The organism is Shimia sp. R9_1 (assembly GCF_017743775.1).
Classification (GTDB): Bacteria; Pseudomonadota; Alphaproteobacteria; order Rhodobacterales; family Rhodobacteraceae; genus Shimia.
Genome location: NZ_JAGHRN010000002.1, coordinates 356,871 through 378,273, shown reverse-complemented (window position 1 = coordinate 378,273; position 21,403 = coordinate 356,871). Strand labels below are relative to the sequence as shown.

At 56.8% G+C, this 21,403-nt stretch carries 21 protein-coding genes and 2 pseudogenes; 9 read left to right on the top strand and 14 right to left on the bottom strand.

Translation table 11 applies throughout. The annotated features are described in order from the left end of the window. Positions 1–9 precede the first annotated feature (9 nt). The 3 genes and pseudogenes from J7399_RS08160 to J7399_RS08150 all read left to right on the top strand — a co-directional run. A complete protein-coding gene (locus J7399_RS08160) occupies positions 10–1,116 on the top strand; it encodes an extracellular solute-binding protein (protein WP_209085211.1) in 1,107 nt (368 codons plus the stop codon). Between the two features lie 140 nt (positions 1,117–1,256). Beyond that, a complete protein-coding gene (locus J7399_RS08155) occupies positions 1,257–2,531 on the top strand; it encodes an ABC transporter permease (RefSeq protein WP_209085210.1) in 1,275 nt (424 codons plus the stop codon). A 14-nt stretch (positions 2,532–2,545) separates the two neighbouring features. Beyond that, positions 2,546–3,391 (top strand): annotated as a pseudogene (locus tag J7399_RS08150) (ABC transporter permease); the annotation flags it as partial. Positions 3,392–3,462: 71 nt separating this feature from the next. Here J7399_RS08150 and J7399_RS08145 read toward each other — a convergent pair. From J7399_RS08145 to J7399_RS21180, 3 genes and pseudogenes are all read right to left on the bottom strand, one after another. Beyond that, positions 3,463–4,734: a lytic murein transglycosylase gene (locus J7399_RS08145; RefSeq protein ID WP_209058356.1), complete on the bottom strand. Its 1,272-nt coding sequence runs from the start codon at positions 4,732–4,734 to the stop codon at positions 3,463–3,465. A 68-nt stretch (positions 4,735–4,802) separates the two neighbouring features. Beyond that, positions 4,803–5,366 (bottom strand): WYL domain-containing protein, encoded by a 564-nt coding sequence (locus tag J7399_RS08140; RefSeq protein WP_348539453.1) that lies wholly within the window; start codon positions 5,364–5,366, stop codon positions 4,803–4,805. 30 nt (positions 5,367–5,396) lie between these two features. Further along, positions 5,397–5,483, bottom strand: a pseudogene (locus J7399_RS21180) (HTH domain-containing protein); the annotation flags it as partial. A gap of 113 nt (positions 5,484–5,596) precedes the next feature. On the opposite strand from J7399_RS21180, the gene J7399_RS08135 reads away from it, so the two are divergent. Beyond that, positions 5,597–6,334: a glutathione S-transferase family protein gene (locus J7399_RS08135; RefSeq protein ID WP_209085209.1), complete on the top strand. Its 738-nt coding sequence runs from the start codon at positions 5,597–5,599 to the stop codon at positions 6,332–6,334. Here the strand turns inward: J7399_RS08135 and rnr are convergent. From rnr to dapE, 3 genes are all read right to left on the bottom strand, one after another. Next, complete coding sequence (gene rnr, locus J7399_RS08130; protein WP_209085208.1) at positions 6,315–8,576, bottom strand: ribonuclease R; 2,262 nt, start codon at positions 8,574–8,576, stop codon at positions 6,315–6,317. The genes J7399_RS08135 and rnr overlap by 20 nt on opposite strands. 114 nt (positions 8,577–8,690) lie before the next feature. Beyond that, positions 8,691–9,248: a TIGR04282 family arsenosugar biosynthesis glycosyltransferase gene (locus J7399_RS08125; RefSeq protein ID WP_209058349.1), complete on the bottom strand. Its 558-nt coding sequence runs from the start codon at positions 9,246–9,248 to the stop codon at positions 8,691–8,693. Between the two features lie 34 nt (positions 9,249–9,282). Continuing rightward, complete coding sequence (gene dapE / locus J7399_RS08120; RefSeq protein ID WP_209058347.1) at positions 9,283–10,428, bottom strand: succinyl-diaminopimelate desuccinylase; 1,146 nt, start codon at positions 10,426–10,428, stop codon at positions 9,283–9,285. Between the two features lie 292 nt (positions 10,429–10,720). On the opposite strand from dapE, the gene J7399_RS08115 reads away from it, so the two are divergent. Continuing rightward, entirely contained in the window at positions 10,721–12,295 is a 1,575-nt protein-coding gene (locus tag J7399_RS08115) for a Hint domain-containing protein (protein WP_247738565.1), read from the top strand. A gap of 60 nt (positions 12,296–12,355) precedes the next feature. Then, positions 12,356–13,450 (top strand): Hint domain-containing protein, encoded by a 1,095-nt coding sequence (locus tag J7399_RS08110; RefSeq protein WP_209085207.1) that lies wholly within the window; start codon positions 12,356–12,358, stop codon positions 13,448–13,450. Positions 13,451–13,464: 14 nt separating this feature from the next. On the opposite strand, the gene J7399_RS08105 is transcribed toward J7399_RS08110, so the two are convergent. The 3 genes from J7399_RS08105 to J7399_RS08095 form a co-directional block, all read right to left on the bottom strand. Further along, positions 13,465–13,830, bottom strand: coding sequence for a hypothetical protein (locus J7399_RS08105; RefSeq protein ID WP_209058343.1), 366 nt, complete (start codon positions 13,828–13,830; stop codon positions 13,465–13,467). A gap of 191 nt (positions 13,831–14,021) precedes the next feature. Further along, positions 14,022–14,849: a 2,3,4,5-tetrahydropyridine-2,6-dicarboxylate N-succinyltransferase gene (dapD, locus tag J7399_RS08100; protein WP_209085206.1), complete on the bottom strand. Its 828-nt coding sequence runs from the start codon at positions 14,847–14,849 to the stop codon at positions 14,022–14,024. 78 nt (positions 14,850–14,927) lie between these two features. Further along, positions 14,928–15,851, bottom strand: coding sequence for a threonine/serine dehydratase (locus J7399_RS08095; protein WP_209085203.1), 924 nt, complete (start codon positions 15,849–15,851; stop codon positions 14,928–14,930). A 76-nt stretch (positions 15,852–15,927) separates the two neighbouring features. Between J7399_RS08095 and J7399_RS08090 the strand changes: the two genes are divergently transcribed. Continuing rightward, positions 15,928–16,761: a TIGR00730 family Rossman fold protein gene (locus J7399_RS08090; protein ID WP_209085200.1), complete on the top strand. Its 834-nt coding sequence runs from the start codon at positions 15,928–15,930 to the stop codon at positions 16,759–16,761. Between the two features lie 87 nt (positions 16,762–16,848). On the opposite strand, the gene J7399_RS08085 is transcribed toward J7399_RS08090, so the two are convergent. From J7399_RS08085 to rlmN, 3 genes are all read right to left on the bottom strand, one after another. Continuing rightward, complete coding sequence (locus tag J7399_RS08085) at positions 16,849–17,058, bottom strand: hypothetical protein (protein ID WP_209085198.1); 210 nt, start codon at positions 17,056–17,058, stop codon at positions 16,849–16,851. A 79-nt stretch (positions 17,059–17,137) separates the two neighbouring features. Continuing rightward, a complete protein-coding gene (locus tag J7399_RS08080; RefSeq protein WP_209058332.1) occupies positions 17,138–17,539 on the bottom strand; it encodes a phage holin family protein in 402 nt (133 codons plus the stop codon). Between the two features lie 79 nt (positions 17,540–17,618). Next, positions 17,619–18,812 carry a 23S rRNA (adenine(2503)-C(2))-methyltransferase RlmN gene (rlmN, locus tag J7399_RS08075; RefSeq protein ID WP_209085196.1) on the bottom strand — a complete coding sequence of 398 codons (1,194 nt, stop codon included), beginning with the start codon at positions 18,810–18,812 and terminating at the stop codon, positions 17,619–17,621. A gap of 164 nt (positions 18,813–18,976) precedes the next feature. Between rlmN and J7399_RS08070 the strand changes: the two genes are divergently transcribed. Further along, complete coding sequence (locus tag J7399_RS08070; RefSeq protein ID WP_209085195.1) at positions 18,977–19,282, top strand: hypothetical protein; 306 nt, start codon at positions 18,977–18,979, stop codon at positions 19,280–19,282. 1 nt (position 19,283) lies between these two features. Then, positions 19,284–19,964 (top strand): YafY family protein, encoded by a 681-nt coding sequence (locus J7399_RS08065; protein ID WP_209085194.1) that lies wholly within the window; start codon positions 19,284–19,286, stop codon positions 19,962–19,964. Here J7399_RS08065 and J7399_RS08060 read toward each other — a convergent pair. Both J7399_RS08060 and J7399_RS08055 read right to left on the bottom strand, forming a co-directional pair. Then, a complete protein-coding gene (locus J7399_RS08060) occupies positions 19,961–20,602 on the bottom strand; it encodes a Hint domain-containing protein (protein ID WP_209085193.1) in 642 nt (213 codons plus the stop codon). The two genes, J7399_RS08065 and J7399_RS08060, sit on opposite strands and share 4 nt — an antisense overlap. Before the next feature lie 101 nt (positions 20,603–20,703). Continuing rightward, a complete protein-coding gene (locus J7399_RS08055; protein ID WP_247738564.1) occupies positions 20,704–21,234 on the bottom strand; it encodes an invasion associated locus B family protein in 531 nt (176 codons plus the stop codon). Between the last annotated feature and the right edge of the window lie 169 nt (positions 21,235–21,403).

Genomic DNA, 21,403 nt, shown 5'->3' with positions numbered 1-21,403 from the left:
GAGTGTTCTATGAAACTCACCAAACTTGCAGCACTGGCGGCAACGACAGCACTTTGCGCCCCGGCAGCATTTGCCCAGGAAATGGCAAACGAAATGACCCTGGTGTCCTGGGGTGGCGCTTACCAGTCCAGCCAGATCAAAGCCTATGTAGAGCCCTATCTGGAAATGCACCCGGAAGTAAAAGTCACTTGGGATGAAAGCTCTGCCGAAGCCGTGGCCAAACTGCGCGCCATGAACGAAGCGGGCAATGTGACATGGGATCTGGTCGATGTAGTGGCATCTGACTCCATGCGTCTTTGCGACGAAGGTCTGGCGGTGGAGCTGGATCCGGCCACCGATCTGGCGGCCGCGCCTGATGGCACCTCTGCAGAAGATGACTTCGGTGATCTGCTGGTGTCTGAGTGCTTTGCCCCTCAGATCGTATACTCCACCACCTTCGGCTACCGCACCGATCTGGTCGGCGACACTGCGCCAACCTCGGTTTGCGACGTATTCGATCTGGCAGCTTACCCAGGCAAGCGCGCACTTCAGAAACGCCCAATCGACAACATGGAATGGGCTCTCTTCTGTGACGGTGTTGCCAAAGAAGACATCTATGACACACTGGGCACCGACGAAGGTGTAAGCCAGGCGCTGGCAAAGCTCGACACCATCAAAGATCAGGTTGTCTGGTGGACCGCAGGTGCGGAAACCCCACAGCTGCTGGCTGACGGTGAAGTTGTCATGGGCTCCACCTTTAACGGCCGTCTGTTCTCTGCCATTGCAGAGCAGAACCAGCCGATTGGCATGCTCTGGGACATGCAGTCCTTTGACCTTGACGGCTGGATTGTTCCAGAAGGTCTGCCTGCAGACCGCAAAGCACGTGTGATGGACTTCCTGAAGTTCGCAACAGACACACAGCGTCTGGCCGATCAGGCGAAATACATCTCCTACGGTCCAGCGCGCGCATCTTCTGCGCCACTCGTGGGCACCCACGCTGAACTGGGCATCGACATGGCACCACACATGCCAACCGATCCTGCCAACGCGACCAACGTGCACATCTATGACTACGAATGGTGGGCAGACAACCGCGATGATCTGAACGCAAAGTTCGAAGCGTGGCTGGCGAAGTAAGTCCAGCCTAAGCTGAGAAGATTTGGGAAGGGGCCTCAGCTGGCCCCCTCCTCCAAAACAAGAACAACCTAAAAATAGGTGTTCGTCTGCTCCTATCGCAGACTTGCAACGCACAAACGGCAATAGCCGACAGGGATACCATGAGCGATATGACCGATACCGCCGGCCCGGTTCTGGCCGCAGACGGGACGCCCCTCAAGCGCAGTCTCGCGCGGGCACTCCGGCGACAGAAAATGCGGGCACTGCTGCTGATCGCACCTTTGCTGATTTTTATTCTCGTGAGTTTCATCCTGCCCGTGGTGGATATGCTCTATCGCTCGGTCCAGAATGGTATCGTCTCCAACACGCTGCCGCGCACAGTCGAAGCCTTGGCCGACTGGGATGCCAGCACCGGAGAATTGCCGGATGAGGTGGTCTTTGCCGCGATGGCGGCGGATCTGAAAGACGCGGCAGAAGCAAAGATCCACACCAAGGTCGGCACACGTCTGAACTATGAAAACCCGGGTATGTCGTCCCTCTTCCGGAAGACCGGACGGAAAGCCAAGAAATTCGATATCGAAAATGGCGGCCCCTGGAAAGAAGAGCTGATCGACATCAACAAAGGCTGGGGTGAGCTCGACAACTGGCGCACCCTCCAGACCTATTCTCCAGCCATCACCTCTGGCTACTTCCTCAACGCGGTTGACATGCGTGTGGGTACTGACGGGCCAGAAATGCGCCCTGAGGATGAGCAGATCTATATGAAGCTCTTGGGCCGCACCCTGTGGATGTCTCTTGCGATCACATCCTGCTGTATCCTGCTGGCGTATCCAGTGGCGTGGATTCTGGCCAATCTGCCAGCACGTAAGGCAAACATGCTGATGATCCTTGTGCTGCTGCCGTTCTGGACCTCGCTACTGGTGCGGACATCGGCCTGGAAAATCCTGCTGCAACAACAAGGCGTGATCAATGACATCCTTGTCTATGTCGGGCTTGTCGCCGATGACAGCCGCCTCGTGATCATCAACAACCAGTTCGGCACAATCGTGGCCATGACACACATCCTGCTGCCGTTCATGATCCTGCCGATGTATTCGGTGATGCAGACCATCAACCCCTCCTATCTGCGCGCGGCCAAATCTCTGGGTGCAACCGATTGGACGGCCTTCTGGAGGGTCTATTTTCCGCAGACCGTACCGGGCATTGGCGCCGGATCGATCCTCGTGTTCATTCTGGCAATTGGCTACTACATCACGCCAGCTCTGGTGGGGGGGACAAAAGGTACCTTCATCTCCAACCAGATCGCCTTCCACATCTCAACGTCGCTCAACTGGGGTCTTGCCTCGGCACTTGGCGCAATCCTTCTGGCGGTCGTTCTCGTGCTCTATTGGGCCTATGACAAAATCGTCGGCATCGACAACGTGAAGCTGGGGTAACGGACATGAGCGCACTTCCACCATATGCAACCACCGGCCAACGTGTTTGGTACTATTCCTTCCGTGTCATCTGTGGCCTGATCTTCTTCTTCCTGATCGCTCCGATCATGGTGGTGATCCCGCTGAGCTTTAACGCGCAGGACTTCTTCACCTTCACCAAAGAAATGCTGAGCTTTGATCCGGAAGGATATTCGCTCAAGCACTACCGTGATTTCTTCGGGAATCCGGACTGGCAGGATGCTCTCTGGAACTCGGTGAAAATCGCGCCAGCGGCGACTTTGCTTTCCGTGTCTCTTGGTACCCTCGCAGCGATTGGCTTGAGCCAGCCGCATGTGCCCTTCCGCCGTGCGATTATGGCCACGTTGATCTCCCCGATGATCGTACCTCTGATCATTTCGGCCGCGGGTATGTACTTCTTCTATTCCCGCATGGGTCTGGCAGGCACTTACTGGGGCGTTGTCCTGGCTCACGCGGCGCTGGGTATTCCGTTTGTGATCATCACCGTGACGGCAACTCTGGTGGGCTTTGACCACTCTCTGACACGGGCTGCCGCCAGCATGGGTGCCAACCCGGTCACGACGTTCTATCGCATCCAGATGCCTCTGATTCTTCCGGGCGTGATCTCCGGTGCGCTGTTTGCCTTCATCACTTCTTTCGACGAGGTGGTGGTGGTGATCTTTGTGGGATCGGCCAAGCAACAGACCCTGCCATGGCAGATGTTCACCGGCCTTCGGGAACAGATCAGTCCAACCATTCTGGCCGTGGCAACCATTCTGGTGGCGATCTCTATCGCACTCCTAACCACGGTTGAGCTTCTGCGCCGCCGCTCAGAACGCCTGCGGGGCATGTCCCCAACCTAAGCGGGTAGCAGAAACAGAAAAAGGCGGTCTCTGGATACAGAGGCCGCCTTTTTTGTGGAAGGATGCAGACATTAGCGCAGTGTTTTGAGCAGCGTCAGAGAGGCATATCCATCAGGCTCAAGCCCAACAGAGCGCTGATATTGGCGCACAGCTTCAATGGTCAGAGGCCCGATTTTGCCATCTACCTTCTGGGTATCAAAACCCGCTTTGGTCAGTCGACGCTGCAGCTCTTTGCGCTCCTTGAAGGTAAGTGCGCGATCACCACGTGGCCATTTTCCTTGAATGGCCGGCCCACCTTCGATCCGGTCGCTCAGATGGCCAACACCGATCACATAAGCATCTGCCGCGTTGTAGCGCTCGATCACCGCAAAATTCTTAAAAATCAGAAAGGCCGCGCCCTGACCGCCCGCGGGCAACAAGAGCGACGCCGTACCGTGGTTTGGAACGGATCGGCCGTTGATCCCCACAACCCCCAAACGCGCCCATTCAGCAGGGGATTTCTTGATTTTGCGATTTGCGAGGGCGTAGTTGAAGCCACGCGGCAGTTTTACCTCGACACCCCAAGGCTGGCCAGACACCCACCCTGAACGCTTCAGATACGCCGCAGTGGATGCCAGTGCATCTGTCGGGTCTTCCGACCAAATATCGCGCTTGCCGTCTCCGGTGAAATCAACCGCGAAGGATTGATAGGAGGTGGGGATGAACTGTGTGTGCCCCATGGCACCGGCCCAGCTCCCGGTCATATTGCGCGCTGAAACATCCCCATTTTGCAGGATCTTCAACGCGGCTGTGAGCTGCTGCTCGAAGAACTTACCGCGGCGGCCATCGTAGGCAAGCGTAGCTAGGGCCTCAATAATGGGCGTGTTCCCACGATAGGTTCCGTAGTTGCTCTCCAATCCCCAAACCGCGACAACCACTTCCTTCTCAACGCCATAGTGCGCCTCGATGCGCTGGAGGGTCCTGCGATGTTTCTTGAGCGCAGCCTTGCCGTTTTTGATCCGGGTCTCAGAGACAGCGCTGTCGAGGTATTCCCAGATCGTTTTGGTGAACTCGCTTTGATTGCGATCTCTCTGGATCACATCGCTGTTGTATTGCACGCCACGAAAAGCCTGGTCAAAAACCGCAGCACTCACACCAGCGCTGATTGCACGACCACGGTAGCCATTGATCCAACGCTGAAATCCCTTGTTGCTGACAGCGACTGTTTGGGGAGCGGGTGCTGTCAGGGCAGGATCAAGAGGTCGCAGAACGGGGCGAAGCGATTGGGAAGGCGCATTGGCCGTCGCGCTCGTGGATATGGCTGCCGATAAAACGCCAACAACCCAATATTTGTTTTTCCACATGGCCCTGCTCCTCGCCTGTTTAGGAAAAGTCTACCGCGATCCGCCCCGTCACAAAAGAACAGACACAATCAAGCGCGAGGATTTGCCGACGTCTGATTTTCTTCCCTAAGGCGCTGCTTAAACTCCCGGAGCATCGGGATACGGCGGGGCCGAAACGAACGCTCAGTAACTGCTAGATCGGACATGCGGTCCAATCGGAACGCTCGAAAATCTTTCCTGAGATGGCAATAGGCCAACAGGCAGTGCGCGGTTTTCATGAAGACAATCGACAATGGGTCGGCCTGACGCGATGTCTGCGCGCCCTGTGCATCGGCATAGTCAAAGCCCACCGTGCGCTCTTCCCAGGCAGCTTGCCGCAAAACACTTGCGTCAATTCCGGGAGCCGGTGGCTTTTCAAAGCGCCTTGCCGTGAGAATCGCATGTTTCAAGCGGTGCGCCTGTGCCTCTGGCAGACGCGATTTAAGCTTGTTTAGAGCCGAATGTGCGGCTGACGCCAGGGCCGGGTCGCCAACTTCCATCACTTCATTCAATCCAACCACCAAGGCCTCTATTTCTTCAGGCACAAACCCCAAAGGCGGCAGTGTTGCGTCTTCGATCAAAGTGAAACCAAACCCCGCTTCGCCATCAATCACCGCTCCAAGCCCGCGCAAACTGTCGATGTCTCGGTAAATGGTGCGCTCTGACACGCCGGTTTCCCGCGCCAAAGCCTGCGCTGTGGCGGGAGGTGGAAGATCACGCAAAGCTTGCATGAGTTGAAACAAACGGTCGGTGCGGCTCATAAGTCTTGATAATGCATCCAACTGACAAAAATTGACAAGAGCCTCCGTTAGACAAAGCGCATCTTTTCTAAAGGAGTGAAGAAATGCACTTGATCATGTTCCCCGGCACCGAAACCCTGCCAAGCTTGTCGCCATTCTGTACCAAGGCCATCTGTCTGCTTCAGTTGGCCGGCGCAGACTGGCAGCCGGAGATCACGATGGATGTCTCCCCCATGCCGCTTGGCAAATTGCCGGTGCTGCGTCTGTCTGACCGTCTGATCCCCGACAGTGCCAAAATCGAGGCCTATCTGACCGCACAAGGCGCAGAGTTCTATCCGAACATGAGCGCACAGGAGCGGGGCACGGCCCATGCGCTGGTGCGTATGGTCGAGGACAGTCTGGTGCTGGGCATGGCCCATGACCGCTGGCTAGATGACACAGTTTGGCCGGACACCCGCGCGTTGCTGTTTTCAGAGGTGCCTGAAGACATGCGCGATGCGGTGGCAGAAGAGGCCCGCGCAGGCGTGCTCGCCGGGTTGACCGGACACGGCATTGCCCGCTTCTCCCCTACCGACCGGCAGGCCCGCTTTGACAAAGATTTGGATGCGTTAGAGACGCAGTTGGGCGCAAAACCCTATCTCTTTGGCACAGCGCCCTCTGGCGCGGATGCCGCCATTGTGCCGACTCTGGACATGATCCTGCAACTGCCCGCCGAAACCGACCTTCAGGCTGCGCTGAAGGCCAAACCCACGCTCACTGCTTATGTGGCGCGTGCGCGGGCTGCGCTTTATCCGCAGAGCATCCCAATGGCGGCCACACCAATCAGCTCCGCCGCCGAGTGACCTTGCGTTTGGTCTTGGCCGCCTTGTGCTTTGCCTTGGCGGCCTTGCGCCGCACCGGACCACCGCGTCGGTTCTTGCCGCCGCGCCCCGCCCGTTTCACCACTTCGCCATCCAGCGAAATCAGCTCCAGCGCGATGCCACCTGTCACCGGCGCCGCTTCTGTCAGACGCGCGGTCACGCGCCGACCAAGGCCAATCACAATGCCCGTGTCAGAGCCGGTCAGCGTATTGGTTTCCGCATCGAAGTGGAAATACTCCCGCCCAAGTTCCCGCATCGGGATAAGCCCGTCTGCGCCGGTTTCGTCCAGTTTCACAAACACCCCGAACCGCGCGATGCCGCTGATCCTTCCGGTGAACTCGTTGCCGATCCGCTCTGACATATAGGCCGCCAGATAGCGATCCGTGGTGTCGCGCTCTGCCAGCATGGACCGGCGCTCAGTGTCAGAGATATGGGTCGCCGTATTCTCAAGACGTTCGATGGTTTCCGGCGTCAGCCCGTCCTCTCCCCATCCGTGGGCCGTAATCAACGCGCGATGTACGATCAGATCCGCATAGCGGCGGATCGGAGAGGTGAAATGTGCGTAAGCTCTGAGCGCCAGACCGAAGTGGCCGAAATTCTGCGGCGCATAATAGGCTTGCGTCATCGAACGCAAAGTCGAGAGATTGATGAGTTCAGCTTGCTCTGTTCCCGCCGCGGCATCCAACAGCTGGTTGAGGTGGCGTGTTTGCAAGACTTGCCCTTTGGCAAGGGTCAGCCCGGAGGCCTGTGCCGTGTCGCGCAGCGCATTGAGTTTCTCCGGGCTTGGCTCTTCATGCACGCGGAACAGGAGTGGTGATTTTTTGGCAATCAGCGTTTCGGCGGCGCAGACGTTTGCGAGCACCATGAACTCTTCGATCAGCTTATGGGCATCAAAGCGGTCACGGAAGTTGACTGACAGCACATCACCTTTGTCTGACAGCTCAATTTTGCGCTCCGGCAGATCAAGAGCCAGCGGTTGGCGGGCTTCGCGCGCTTTGGTCAACGCTGCATAGGCCGCATAAAGCGGGGTAATCACGCTGTCCATAAGCGTGGCGCAACGCTCGTTGGGATGGCCATCCTGCGCCTGCTGCACCTCGCCATAGTTCAGCGAAGCAACCGAGCGGATCATGGCGCGACAGAAACGGTGTCCGATCTTTTTGCCATCAGCATCGATCTGTATGCGGAGTGCGATCACCGCCCGTGGCACCCCTTCATGCAAAGAGCAAAGATCACCGGACAGCCGATCCGGCAGCATGGGCACAACACGATCCGGGAAATACGAGGAATTGCCACGTTTTCGCGCTTCGCGATCAAGCGCTGTGTCGGCGGTGACGTATTGTGCCACATCGGCAATCGCGACCCAAAGCACGTGCCCACCCGCATTTTGGGGATCATCATCAACGTGTGCCCAGCAGGCGTCATCATGGTCTCTGGCATCCGCCGGATCGATGGTGACAAACGGCATGTCGCGCAGATCTTCGCGCACGCCGAGCGGTGCCGGTTTGGCATTGTCGGCCTCCGACACCACCTCATCTGGGAAGGTATCAGGAATTCCGTGCTGATGGATCGCAATCAGCGAGACGGACTTTGGGGCTGAAGGGTCTCCCAAACGACCAACAATGCGCGCGCGTGGCAATCCGAGGCGCCCGCGTGGGCCGGATTGCTCGGCTTCCACCAACTCTCCATCCTTTGCGCCTGCGCTCTGATCGCTGGCGACGGACCACTCTTTGCCGTCGCCCTTATCAATGGGGACAATGCGTCCTCCTTCGGCGGTTTTCCGGAAGACCCCCAGAACACGGCGCGGGTTGGTACCGATGCGGCGAATGAGACGGGCTTCGTATTGGTAGCCCTCGTCCGCGACCTCGGTGAGGCGGCCCAAAATGCGGTCACCTTGTCCCAGCGCAGGATCAGAGGCACGCGGGATCACCAAGATTGTTGGCGCCTCTCCTTCGCCATGCCACTCAAGCGGCCGCGCAAAGAGATCACCATCTTCATTGGGACCGGCAATTTGCAGAACCGAGACCGGAGGTAATTTGTCCGGATCGCGATAGGTCTTACGGCGCTTTTGTAGGTGTCCCTCGGCTTCAAGCTCCTTAAGCAGGCGCTTGAGATCGATACGCGCAGCCCCTTTGATGCCAAAGGCTTTGGCGATGTCACGTTTGGAAGTGAGGGTCGGGTTTTCGGAAATCCACTCAAGGACTTCCTCTCTGGAGGGCATAGGCATAGGGCTGCCCTATCACGGTGCAGTCAGTAGGTCTACGTGCAGAATAGGAAGGGGCCAGCTCCATCCTGTGCCTGCGGCCCAGTTCATCCCCGGGATACTTGACGAATGAGAAGCTTAGAGCCGCGCAAGATCCGCAACTGTGTCCACATCAGCAAGAGTGGCAACCTCTGCAATCTTCGCATCCGGCAGTGTGGCACGGCTGTCTGCCAGCGCGTGTTCGCTGGACCAACGCACATTGTGGAAGAGGGAAGGCGGCGGCAGCGCGGTGCGTTTCAGGCCAACCAACCAGAAACCGCCATCCGGCGCGGGACCAAAGACTGCTTCGTGATCGCCCAGCGCGCGGAAAGCTTCGCTGACCCGTGCGCGGGTGATGCCCGGGATATCGGCCCCAATGATGCAAACCGGGCCCGGCGGCATCCGATGAAATTGACGCACCATACGGGCACCAAGATCACCGCTACCCTGAGGAACCCTCGGGAGATGGCTTGGCCAAACGCGAGAGCTAAGCCCAGCGCGATCCGGAGCGACAGCAAGAAGCAGGTCCCAGCGCGGGTCTTCCAGACGTTTCAAAAGCGACGCGGACTGGTGGCGAAACCACCAGGCAGAGGCCGTCATACCTATGTCGCGCCCCAAACGTGTTTTGACACGACCGGGGCGTGGCTCCTTGAGCATCACAACAAGTCGTTGACGGCGAATTGGGTCGTTTTTAGCTGAAATAGTCACTTAGTATCCGGCTGTAGATCGCTTTGAGTTGATGGATTTGTGCCACCGGGACCTGCTCGTCGACTTGGTGCATGGTTTTGCCAACCAGACCAAATTCAACAACCGGGCAGTGATGCTGAACAAAGCGCGCGTCAGATGTGCCGCCAGATGTTGAGAGCTCGGGCGTGCGGCCCGTTTCAGCCTCCACAGCAGCTGCGACCAGATCAGAGAGCATCCCGGGAGGTGTGATGAAGCTTTCGCCAGAGACCTTAACCTGCAAATCGATCTGCACACCTGTTTCAGCGGCAAGCGCATCCACTTGGGTTTGCATCCAGTCTGTCAGCGAGGCACCGGAATGCGCGTCGTTAAACCGTATATTGAGCGTCGCACGACATTCGGCGGGGATCACATTGGTCGCGGGGTTTCCAGTGTCCATCGTGACAACGGCCAGTGTGGAGGCGTCGAAGTGATCTGTGCCCTCATCCAATGTGTGGCGCGACAGCTGGTCCATCAGTCGTGCCATGACCGGAACAGGGTTGTTGGCGCGATGAGGATAAGCCGAATGCCCCTGCGCCCCGGTGAACTTGAAAAACGCATTGAGAGATCCGCGGCGCCCGATCTTCATCATCTCGCCCATTTCGTTTGGGCAGGTTGGCTCTCCGACCAGGCAAACAGACATTTGCTCGTTCTGTTCGGCCATATAATCCAACAGCGCGGTGGTGCCATCCAGCGCATCCCCCTCCTCATCGCCGGTGATGGTCAACACAATGGCACCGTCTGGTGGTGTGTCAGAGACAAAATCGATCGCAGCCGCCGCAAAGGCCGCGACACCTGACTTCATATCAGTTGAGCCGCGCCCGTAAAGAATGCCGTCCTTTTCCTGGGCACCGAAAGGGTCCACACTCCATGCCGCAGCATCGCCCACCGGGACCACATCGGTGTGGCCATTAAAACCAAAGGTCTTGGCATGCCCCCTTTCGCCCCAGCGTGCAAAGAGGTTGCCAATTCCATTTCGGTCCACGCGCGTACAGGTGAAACCCGCGCCAGAAAGCAAATCCTCCAACAGTACCAGCGCGCCACCTTCTTCAGGTGTCACGGAGGGACAACGGATCAGATCTGCAGTCAGCTTGGCGGCATCTATGGAAGTCATGGGCGCATCCTCATTTTCGGTCATGGTCTTGTGGCACAGGAAGACAGGACCGGAAAGCCACATTTCCGCCACAAAGCGTGAGGCTTCAGCCCTAACCTCTTAACAAACCCCAAAGGTTCCGATTTACTGATTGTTAATAAAAATCGACCGAGGCAGGTCACCAGCAGTTGGCGAAAGCCGCCCCCATGGAAACGATCAGCAAAAAGCTGCGCCATGAGGTTTTATCATCACCCGGATCCTCCGGTGTGGTCTCTGATGCGTGATGTGCCTGTTGGAAGCAGGGAAGAGCAACATGCCCAGAGTACCAATCAACACCGGTGCCTCCGCGATCGACATGGCCGAAACCATTTTCGGCGATGATGTCACAATCGTTTCTGCATCCTACAGCGGACAAAGCACATCATCTGGCATTTATACCGACGGCGATTCCCTATCTCCGGAAGCCACACCAAGCGACTCCGGGGTGATCCTCTCAACAGGTCGAGCCACCAACTTTTCCAACAGATTTGGTGCTTTTAACCAGCGGACCAACCGCTCTTCAAACACCAATGGCGAAGACAACAACCCCGAATTCAACGCGATTGCGGGCACTTCAACCTTTGATGCGGCTTACTTGGATGTGTCCTTCACGGCCACTGAAGCCAGCCAGATGACAATGCAATTTGTATTTGCCTCCGAAGAATATCCGGAGTTCACCAACTCGATCTATCAGGATTTTGTGGCTGTCTCCGTCAACGGAACTTATGTGCCGCTGGCGATTGGCGATGGTGACGTAGACCCCCGAAACATCAACACGGGAAACAACGAAAGCCTCTTTGTCGACAACACTGGTAGCCAATTCAACACCGAGATGGACGGGTTTACCCAGACCATGACGTTGAAATTCAACATCACGGAAGGGTTGAACACCATTCGCATCGTCATCGCGGATGTTTCCGACAGCAGCTATGACAGCTCGCTACTGATCGCGGCGAACTCACTGCAAACTTCCTTGGTTGCCAATCTCGATGAGGTGAACCTGCCAATCGATGGCACACGCACAATCGATGTGCTTGCCAATGATGTGAACGACACCGGCAACTCTCTCACCATCACCCATATCTCCGGCCAGCCTGTTGCCGCGGGGGGGACCATCACCCTGCCCAGCGGACAGGAAGTGACGGTCAACGGCGATGGGACACTCACGCTTGTGGGTGATGACGACGAAGAAGTGGTCAATTTCTCCTATACGGTCGACGATAACAACGGCACCACGGATGTGGGCTTTGTCACCGTAAATCAGGCCCCCTGTTTCACCGCAGGCACGTTCATTCGCACCCCTTACGGCGAGGTCCCGGTGGAATGTCTGAACATCGGCGACTTGGTGGAGACCATGGACAATGGCGCGCAACCCATTCGTTGGGTCGGGCGGCGAGAGGTGCCAGCTGAGGGCAATCTGGCCCCCATCCACATCGCCGCTAACACTTTTGGCAAGCATCGCAGCCTCAAACTGTCCCCCCTGCATCGCGTTCTGATGCAGAACGCGTGGGCAGAACTGCTTTTTGGCGAAGAAGAGGTCTTAGTGGCTGCGCGGGATCTGGTCAACGATCAGTCTGTGCGGCGGGTGCCTGGTGGCACGGTTGAATATGTGCACCTGCTGTTTGACGAGCATCAGATTGTCTTCTCAGAAAATCTGCCAACTGAGAGTTTTTTGCCGGGTCCCCAGACTTCTGCCAGCTTTGAAGCGGAAATTGTGGATGAAATCTGCGCCATTTTTCCGGAAATCGACCGGGATTCCGGGGAGGGATATGGTCCGATGGCACGGCGGGGGCTGCGCAGCTATGAGGTTGCTGCAATGACGCATCTTGCTGCCATCGCAGCAGAATAATCGCGTGGCGCGTATGAACACGGCACAGGCATATTCTGACCCGCTCAGGAGTAGCACCACATGAGCTGGATCGGCTTACTGGACAAATCCCGAGCCCTCTTTTGCGCAAATGGGTTGGCCCATCTGGGCGTTGGCGCGGGGGCCGATACGGGTGTCGACGAGACACCGATGACGCGCGGAAGTGTTGTGCTTGAGATGCGTGCATCCCCATATGATCGTCCACAAACGCTGTTGGCTTTTCGGCCAGTTGACGGCCACGGGGTGCGTTTTTCTCTGCAGGCAGTGCCCGGTGGCGGCGTGGTATTGGTCATGAACCGTGCCGGCCGCACCTGTCACGGCGCAGTCAATCTGGACACCATTGGTCGGGCCGATGCCTTGCGGGTCACGTACTCCTGGGATCTGACAGCAGGATTGGGACGTCTGTCAGTCGAACAACCGGGCACGTTTCGCGTGGCACATCGCAGCATCAAGGCACCAATCGCGCTCAGCCCTGAAGACGTCAAGGCCTGCACAGTGCTCGCGGAAACCCGCACCCTTGCCAACGATGTGTGCTTTATCGCCTTCTCAAATCGCATCGAGCCCATAGGCCCTATGCCGAGCTTGTCTCCGGAGACGCCAGTGATGACAGACCGCGGCTATCAGCCGGTAGGCAGCCTGCAGCGCGGCGATGTTGTCCAAGCGTCCACCGGTGATCTGGTACCTGTTCTGTCCAATATCATGCGCACCGTCCCAGCAGCGGGCAATTTCGCTCCTATCAGACTGCGCGCGCCTTTTTTTGGTCTCGCCCAAGACATTGTGACAAGCCCCACCCAGAGGCTGGTGATTGGCGGAAGCCGGGTCGAGTACATGTTCGGGTCAGAATATGTGTTGGTGCCAGCAGGCCATCTCCTTCACGGAAATGCGGCGACCAGCGGTGGCTCCACCCCACTCACGACATACTGCCAATTGCTGCTGCCAGACCATGCCGCTGTTTTGGTGGCAGGAACCTATCTGGAGAGCTTCGACATTGGCCGGCTGCGTCGCAAGCGGGAAATTTTGAAAGCGAGTATGTTATCTGGCTATCCACGCGCGAAACTGCCTGAGCACTCTCGCACGGCCTATCCGGTACTTAGAGAGTTTGACGCGCTCACACTTGCCGCCCAACGGGCCGCATAAGTCAAAAGCCGAACTCAATGTTCGGTGCTTTCGCCTTCGCTTTCTTCGCCGTGAAAGAACGGAGTCATCTGCGCGACAACAACGGAGTTTTCATCCAATGCACGCTGCATCAACTCGCGCTCTTGCCCGTCAATTTCATGGCCTTGCGCTTCGCGCTCCTCAATGGTGCCATATCCGGTCACGTCAAGCGGGTTGAGGTCTGCCTGCTTCAGGATCGCCACCGTTTCACGCACAGCTTCCGCTTCGTCCACGCCGCTGGCATAGATCATAAGCGCGCCACCGGTCGCTTCTTCGGGCAGACCATCACCGTCTTTGCGCCCAACCTGAACCAACAAAGTGTAGACCTGTTGGCGTGTTTTCTTTTTCTTCTCTTGGGCCATCGCGATGCTTTCCTTTGTTTGTTCTACCTTGATCTCACTTTGTGACGCACACAGGTGGATCTTGGTCGGATAAATGGGCTGAGCGATCCTCGTTCAGTGCTCCCATACAGGCTTCGTCATCTGATGGATAGAAAGAAGGCGCTCAATCCCGAGAGCGCCTTCATTTGTTTCAGTCAGTGGCCGCCGCAAAATCAGTCGCGGAGCAGCTCGTTGATACCGGTCTTGGAGCGTGTTTTTTCGTCAACGCGCTTCACGATCACAGCGCAATAGAGGTTCACACCATTCTTGGACGGCATCGAGCCAGCAACAACCACGGAGTATGGCGGCACTTCGCCATACATCACTTCGCCGGTTTCGCGATCCACGATCTTGGTAGATTGGCCAATGAAGACACCCATGCCAAGGACAGAGCCTTCGCGCACGATGCAGCCTTCGACCACCTCTGAGCGTGCGCCGATAAAGCAGTTGTCTTCGATGATGGTTGGGCCAGCTTGCATGGGCTCCAGCACGCCACCGATACCCACACCACCGGAGAGGTGCACGTTTTTGCCGATCTGCGCGCAAGAACCAACGGTGGCCCAAGTGTCGACCATAGTGCCTTCATCAACATAGGCGCCAAGGTTCACGAAAGATGGCATCAACACCACGCCAGGTGCGATATAAGCGGATTTACGAACAACACAGTTAGGCACAGCACGGAAGCCTGCCTCTTTCCACTGGGTCTCGCCCCAGCCTTTGAATTTGCTGTCGACTTTGTCCCACCAGCCGGAACCCTGCGGGCCGCCACCCTGGATCTCCATATCTTTGATGCGGAAGCCAAGCAGCACAGCCTTTTTAGCCCACTGGTTCACATGCCAATCGCCGCTTTCGAGTTTCTCAGCAACACGCAGGCTGCCCCTGTCCAGCGCATTCAGCGTGTCTTCGATCGCCTCGCGGGTTTCGCCGGTGGTCGCAGAGGTGATGGTATCGCGCGCATCCCATGCGGCTTCGATGGCTTGTTCCAGTTGGGCATTGGACATGTCTTCAGGCTCCGGATGTCTTGAGTTCACGCTTATCTAACGAGATCGGACGCAGCCGTCACGTCCTCTTTGCGACCATTATTGCATCGGATCGGGCGCAATATTGGCTCCGCAGACCAGCACAGCGACTTTTTCACTGGGCTCCGGCACATAAGCGCCCGACATCAACGCCGCGAGAGCGGTTGCCCCCGCCGGTTCCACAAGTAGACGGCGCTCACGCCAAAGCGCATGTTGCGCGCGTGTGATCGCGTCATCTGGGACCAAAATGGACTCCGCTCCAGTGGATACTGCGAGGTCATAGCAAATTTGCCCAATGCGCTTGGCCCCCAGCGCGTTTGCGGCGACGCCTGACACCTCTACATCCACCGGAGACCCAGCGCCCAGCGCAACATTGAGCGCGCAGGACGTTTCCGGCTCGACAGCGACCACACGACGGCGACCGTCAAACCAAGTCATCGCCCCCGCAATCAAACCGCCACCGCCCACGGCGATCAGAACAGTGTCGGCATCCAACCCCTGCTCTTCCCATTCCAAAGCCAAAGTGCCCTGCCCTGCCACCGTCGCTGGCGCGTCATAGGCGTGTATTTGCATCGCGCCGGTTTCTGCCTCATAGGCCTTCGCCTGCTCAAAAGCGTCGGCATAGGCACCTGGCACAACCTGCAAATCTGCCCCCGCATCCTTGATGAGCGCGACCTTTGCCGGGCCCGCCATTTCCGGCACATAGATTCGAGCCTTGTGACCAAGCTGATGCGCGGCGTAAGCCACCGCCGCACCATGATTCCCACCAGAAGCTGCGACCAGACCTGCCGCAGGTACGTCACGAGATAGCAGGGTGTTAAATGCCCCGCGCGCCTTGAATGTGCCGGTGTGCTGCAGCTGCTCCAGCTTCATCTCGATGCTGTGACTCAGGCCAAACCCGCCATCCACTGTCATCACAGGTGTGCGCACAATATGTCCATCTATGCGCGCAGCAGCGGCTTTTATCTCGGCGTTCCAGTCCATTTTGCGTCCCTGTTACTGGCTTTGTTAACGTGAAACCTATAGGCCTGAGCTAAACGCGCAAGCAAGGACCAACACCATGCAGGATGAACGCCCCCACCCGCTGTCTGATGCCCATTCAGATCGTGAAACCGCGTCACATGTCCCGGACACTCCACAAACCCGTGCCCCTTCTTACAGATTGGCTTTTGCGGACACTGATTTCCTGTGTCGGGATGAGCTGCGCCCGGTGAGATTGCAGCTTGAGCTACTCAAGCCGGAACTGGCGCTCGACGAACACGGTATTGAAAGCACCGTGGTGCTGTTTGGCGGCGCGCGCATTCCTGAACCCGCCAAAAAGAAGACTGCACGCACGCAGACTTTGGCAGATTTGTCGTCCTTTTATGATGAGGCACGCAAGTTTGCTCAGATCGCGACCAAAGCCAGCGATGGCAAGAAGAACGTGATCGTCACGGGTGGCGGCCCCGGCGTGATGGAGGCGGGCAACCGTGGCGCAATGGAGGCCGGTGGGCGCTCAATTGGCCTCAACATCGTACTGCCTCACGAACAGGCGCCAAACGAATATGTATCCCCGGACCTGTGCTTCAACTTCCATTATTTTGCGATACGCAAGATGCACTTTCTGATGCGTGCACGGGCCATCTGTGTGTTCCCTGGCGGGTTTGGCACGCTTGATGAGCTGTTCGAAGCCCTGACGCTCATTCAGACAGGGCGGATGCAGCGCGTCCCGTTCCTGTTGTTCGGGCGTGCATTTTGGGAAAGCATCATCAATTGGGACGCTCTTTCAGACGCAGGCACTATCTCGGCTGATGATCTGGATCTCTTCCAGTTCGTGGAAACCGCTGAAGAGGCTGTTGAGGTGCTCGACAACTGGAAAGATTATTCCCGCCGCGCGGAGATTCCCGGCCGCTGAGCCCAACACACCCAGAAATTTCAGGCGCTCCGATATTTTCGGGGCGTCACAGTTCTGGCAACTGCTTATATGCCCGGTCTGGCCGCCTTAGTGAAACTGCTTTGGTAGAACGCCGATCTCTGTACCGTGAGGCAACTTGGTCACAACCTGCGCACCGGCCACATCCTTGATGGCATATCCATAGCCCGCGAGGCGAAACTTCCATTCACGCGCGCTCAAAGCCTGATCCCGCTCTCGCTTCAGAATATCCAAGACAGGCGCTTCAATCTCAGTGCTAAGAATTTGAGTAGGTGTCATCGTGCATTCCTTCCCGTTGTTTACAGAAAGGAAACTGAAGGCCGATCTCGACTGAATTGGCGCCTAACTGTGAAAAGTTTTAGGCCTTATTAACCTTTTGGGATTTGGCCTCTGCCAAAGATGGGAACAGATACTTCGGCAGCAACACCCCTGAAATCAACGCGCCAAGCCAGACAATCAATGTCGCTGCGAGCAGGTTGGCGACCCCGCCGATGGTAAAATCCGAAACAAGCAGTTCGGTGATGAGCAGGCCAGCGAAGGACACAACAAGTGAAATGCCACCCAAAAGCTCCGGCAGCTTCTTCTCCGCAATTTTGCGAACCACCGGCAGAAGCACGACCGACACCACCGTGAAAACCAATGTCACAATGATGGCGCCCAATATGCCAATGGAAAACCCTGGCAGCAGAACACTGGCAAGGATAAGGCCGACAGCGTTGGCGATCAGATGCGCAGCGGTGGAAAGCACAAATTTGGGCATAACAACTCTTCCGTGATGAAAACCACAATCAGATTACCCAAATTTGCAAAGCTTTCCAACCCGTTGCAGCGCCAAAGGCTTAGGGCTGTGAAAGCCCCGCCTCTTCCGCAATTTGCTTGCGCGATTTGCGCGCCCGCTCTGTTGCGGATTTCAACTGACCGCAAGCCGCCATGATATCTTCACCGCGGGTCTTGCGGATCGGGGAGGCATAGCCCGCCTGATAAATGATATTGGCAAACGCGCGGATGCGGTTGTTGGAGCTGCGTTTATAAGGCGCGCCAGGCCATTCGTTGAAGGGGATTAGGTTGATCTTGGCCGGAATGTTGTAGCGTTTGATATGGTCGATCAGACGGTGGGCGTCTTCGTCGGTATCGTTCACACCATCCAACATCACATACTCAAAGGTGATCCGCTCGGAGTTGGAGACTTTTGGATAATCGGCAAGGGCCTGCAACAACTCGTCAATGTTCCAACGCTTGTTGATCGGAACCAACACGTCACGGGTTTCGTTGGTCGTGGCATGGAAGGAAATCGCGAGCAGACAGCCAATCTCTTCAGCCGTGCGTGCAATCTCCGGAACAACGCCAGAGGTCGACAGCGTGATACGGCGACGAGACAGAGAAATCCCTTCCGGGTCCATCGCAATCTTCATCGCGTCACGCACATTATCGAAATTGTAGAGCGGCTCACCCATGCCCATCAGAACAATATTGGAGAGCAGGCGCGTCTCGTCTTTAGGCGCACCAGGCACCGGCCATTCTTCAAGATCATCACGCGCCATCATCAGCTGACCGATAATTTCCGCCGCCGTCAAATTGCGCACCAGTTTCTGTGTGCCTGTATGGCAGAAAGAGCAGGTTAGCGTGCACCCGACCTGAGAGGAGATACATAGCGTACCACGATCATCCTCTGGGATGTAGACCACCTCAACCTCATGCCCGCCAGCAATACGCACCAGATATTTCCGGGTCCCGTCCTCGCTCACCTGTTTGGTGATGACTTCAGGGATCGCAATTTCAAAAACCTCATCCAGCTCTGCCCGATAGGCTTTGGACAGGTTGGTCATCTCGTGAAAATCACGCACGCCCCATTGGTATATCCACTGCCAGATTTGCCCAACGCGCATCTTGGCCTGCTTCTCCTTGGTCCCATTGGCAATCAACACTTCGCGCATCTGATCACGGGTCAACCCAACGAGATTGATCTTGCCGCCCTCAGGCAGCTTACGGGGAATGGTCATCACGTCCTGCGTGATTGGCGCGGAGGTACTCATGGCTCAGGGACTCATCTGGGAATTCAAGCGGTGCAGATACACCATTTAGGGCGTTTTGCAAATATTGCCAGAAAACCTGGCTGACTCCAAAACCAACTGACAGACCGTGTCAGTTGGGCTGTGACACAAGGCGGATATCGAAACGGACCACATAGGAGACCAAAATGTCTGTTATTGAAATTGTGCGCTACCGCCTGAACGCCGACGTCAAACCGGAACAAGCCATAGCCGCATGGGAAAAATCGCAGAGCTTTGCAACGGCACAGGCAGGCTTTCTCCGCCGCCGTGTCGCAGTCACCGCGGAAGGTGATTGGATCGACGAGGTGGAATGGGAAACGCTTGCCGATGCGCATGCGGCTTCCGCAGCGTTCAACCCAGAAGCACATCCGGAACTGATGGACCTGATGGCGGTTCTGGATCAGAATTCCATGAGCATGTCCCACTACACCATCAAAGGCAGCACGTCATAAAATGCGCCGGACCGACCGCCTCTTTGATCTGATCCAACTCTTGCGCGATGGGCGCCTGCACAAGGCATCAAACCTCGCCGAGAAAATGGAGGTGTCGGTCCGCACGATCTATCGGGATATGGACACACTGGTTGCCTCAGGCATTCCAGTGGAGGGCGAACGCGGGGTGGGCTACATTCTGCGAGCGCCCGTATTCATGCCCCCTATGGCGCTGACACAGATCGAGCTTGAGGCATTACACCTTGGCGCCGCTCTGGTGCGGCAAACCGCTGATCCGGAATTGCAAGAAGCCGCCGAACATATGTTGAGCAAAGTGGATCGCGCCATGCCTAAGCCCACGTTCGGTGGGATTGACGGTTTTGACAAAGAGATCTTTGCAGCCCCTGAAGTGGCAGCAAGTTTTGCCCAAATGCCGATCCTTCGCCGCGCCATCCGCGAAAGGCAGGTACTGATGATCGACTATACCACACTGGATGGCCGCCAAAGCCGAAGACATATCAGACCTCTGCAGATGGAATATTGGGGTCGCGCCTGGACCTGCACTGCATGGTGCGAAACCCGTGAAGACTTCCGGGTCTTTCGGATCGATCACATCAACGAAGCTTTGCTGGCTGGGGAGAATTTTGACGAAGAACCAGACAAATCTCTTTTGGAATACCTCAAACGCTTTGAAGCACCCTAAGCGCGTTTTTTGACCTCAACTACGTGAGCCGCTTCGTGTTTGTCCAAACGGCGACGCCATTTATCCGATTTTGGACTGAGAGCCAGAAGTTCCGGAAACAGGACGGCCATTTCGTCCGCATCCACCGTATCAAATTCCGGCATATCGGCTCCAGCGTGGCGCATCTCCACCTGCATGCCATCCATGGTCAGGATTTGCGGTGTGTCACATAGCACGAGAAAATAGTCGGTCGTGGGCGCATGTGAAACATGCTCTGTTATCCCGTGCCAATCGACGAGATCCTTCACCGGAACCATCACCTCACGCGCAGCAAAGGCAGTTTCAAACTCAGTGCCCCGCATCCAGATCCGAGAATTTGGTGCAAGTAAACAATCGCGCGCTGGGACATTTCTCCCCAAAGCGCCAGCAGGCACTCGGATCGGGAGCTCAATTGCCTGCAACACTCCAACCCAGCGCACACGGATAAGCCCCAGATCTCGGCTGACCACTTCATCACCAGCGCGAAGCGTTTCGACCGCCACCTCTCCTTGTCGGGTTGCGATCTTTGTACTTCTCGCAACCAGGCTCACATCTTTGGAGCCCAGCTCTTGCACCTGAGACTGCCGGCCATTTGTGTATGCTGTTTCTGCCTGCGCCATTTTTGCTCTCCCATGGCCATTTGATCGACCGGTTGTTCCGATCGATCTCCCCCATGGTGACGTTGGATGCGTGTTAGGCCCTGGCAGGGGCTTTATTGATCTCAGTTACAGCGTTTCTCTGCGTCTTCGACGGCAGCGGTAAAACCGCGCAACGAAAACGTATCGGCGGTTTTGGTCCCGCGTGAAGAGCGCGCCGTCAGCGTCGCATCCGCGCCGCGTTTCATGGCCGCAACAATTTTGGCATCATCTCCGGAAGACGCAGGCCAAGCCCATTCGCCTTCTGTGATCATCACAAAACTCTGACCGTCAATGCTCACTTCAACGGTGGATCCACCAGCAAAGGGATATCCACCGGTAAACCCAACCTGCGCCGAGACGCTCTCGTGGGGCAAGAAAGACACCATCAGCAGAATGTCGCTGCGGCGTACGGCCACAACCTGTCCGCCGCGGGTGTTCACGCTCTCTTTGGCTGTGCTCACCGCCCAGCATTCACGTTTGTCACCGTCTTTGTGCTCAAAGACGCTCCAATCCGTGATGGCGTTGACCTGATTTTCGCTTGATGCCTGTGCCGAAACACTGCCACTCCAAAGCGTCGCCGCCATGGCCAGCGCCGTCATCCAACGTGATGTCATGCTCTTCTACAGCCTCCAAGCTGTGTGTTGCCTCTGGTTCCTGCCCGCTGGTTTTGCACCATTTGTGTTGGGCCGGAGATTATTATACGCGATAGAATAAGCTTAGCCCATGTTTGCCGCGAGACGAAAGACCCGTTGGCACAAATTTGCCCATGAAAGCGAGAGATTT

Coding starts and splice junctions, on each gene's coding strand:
- J7399_RS08115 (WP_247738565.1), top strand. CDS start 10,721: ATGCCCAGAGTACCAATCAACACCGGTGCCTCCGCGATCGACATGGCC.
- J7399_RS08125 (WP_209058349.1), bottom strand. CDS start 9,248: ATGCTCAAGGAGCCACGCCCCGGTCGTGTCAAAACACGTTTGGGGCGC.
- J7399_RS08155 (WP_209085210.1), top strand. CDS start 1,257: ATGAGCGATATGACCGATACCGCCGGCCCGGTTCTGGCCGCAGACGGG.
- J7399_RS08065 (WP_209085194.1), top strand. CDS start 19,284: ATGCGCCGGACCGACCGCCTCTTTGATCTGATCCAACTCTTGCGCGAT.
- J7399_RS08060 (WP_209085193.1), bottom strand. CDS start 20,602: ATGGCGCAGGCAGAAACAGCATACACAAATGGCCGGCAGTCTCAGGTG.
- dapE (WP_209058347.1), bottom strand. CDS start 10,428: ATGACTTCCATAGATGCCGCCAAGCTGACTGCAGATCTGATCCGTTGT.
- rlmN (WP_209085196.1), bottom strand. CDS start 18,812: ATGAGTACCTCCGCGCCAATCACGCAGGACGTGATGACCATTCCCCGT.
- rnr (WP_209085208.1), bottom strand. CDS start 8,576: ATGCCTATGCCCTCCAGAGAGGAAGTCCTTGAGTGGATTTCCGAAAAC.
- J7399_RS08145 (WP_209058356.1), bottom strand. CDS start 4,734: ATGTGGAAAAACAAATATTGGGTTGTTGGCGTTTTATCGGCAGCCATA.
- J7399_RS08160 (WP_209085211.1), top strand. CDS start 10: ATGAAACTCACCAAACTTGCAGCACTGGCGGCAACGACAGCACTTTGC.
- J7399_RS08080 (WP_209058332.1), bottom strand. CDS start 17,539: ATGCCCAAATTTGTGCTTTCCACCGCTGCGCATCTGATCGCCAACGCT.
- J7399_RS08105 (WP_209058343.1), bottom strand. CDS start 13,830: ATGGCCCAAGAGAAGAAAAAGAAAACACGCCAACAGGTCTACACTTTG.
- J7399_RS08070 (WP_209085195.1), top strand. CDS start 18,977: ATGTCTGTTATTGAAATTGTGCGCTACCGCCTGAACGCCGACGTCAAA.
- J7399_RS08135 (WP_209085209.1), top strand. CDS start 5,597: ATGCACTTGATCATGTTCCCCGGCACCGAAACCCTGCCAAGCTTGTCG.
- J7399_RS08110 (WP_209085207.1), top strand. CDS start 12,356: ATGAGCTGGATCGGCTTACTGGACAAATCCCGAGCCCTCTTTTGCGCA.
- dapD (WP_209085206.1), bottom strand. CDS start 14,849: ATGTCCAATGCCCAACTGGAACAAGCCATCGAAGCCGCATGGGATGCG.
- J7399_RS08090 (WP_209085200.1), top strand. CDS start 15,928: ATGCAGGATGAACGCCCCCACCCGCTGTCTGATGCCCATTCAGATCGT.
- J7399_RS08095 (WP_209085203.1), bottom strand. CDS start 15,851: ATGGACTGGAACGCCGAGATAAAAGCCGCTGCTGCGCGCATAGATGGA.
- J7399_RS08085 (WP_209085198.1), bottom strand. CDS start 17,058: ATGACACCTACTCAAATTCTTAGCACTGAGATTGAAGCGCCTGTCTTG.
- J7399_RS08055 (WP_247738564.1), bottom strand. CDS start 21,234: ATGACATCACGTTGGATGACGGCGCTGGCCATGGCGGCGACGCTTTGG.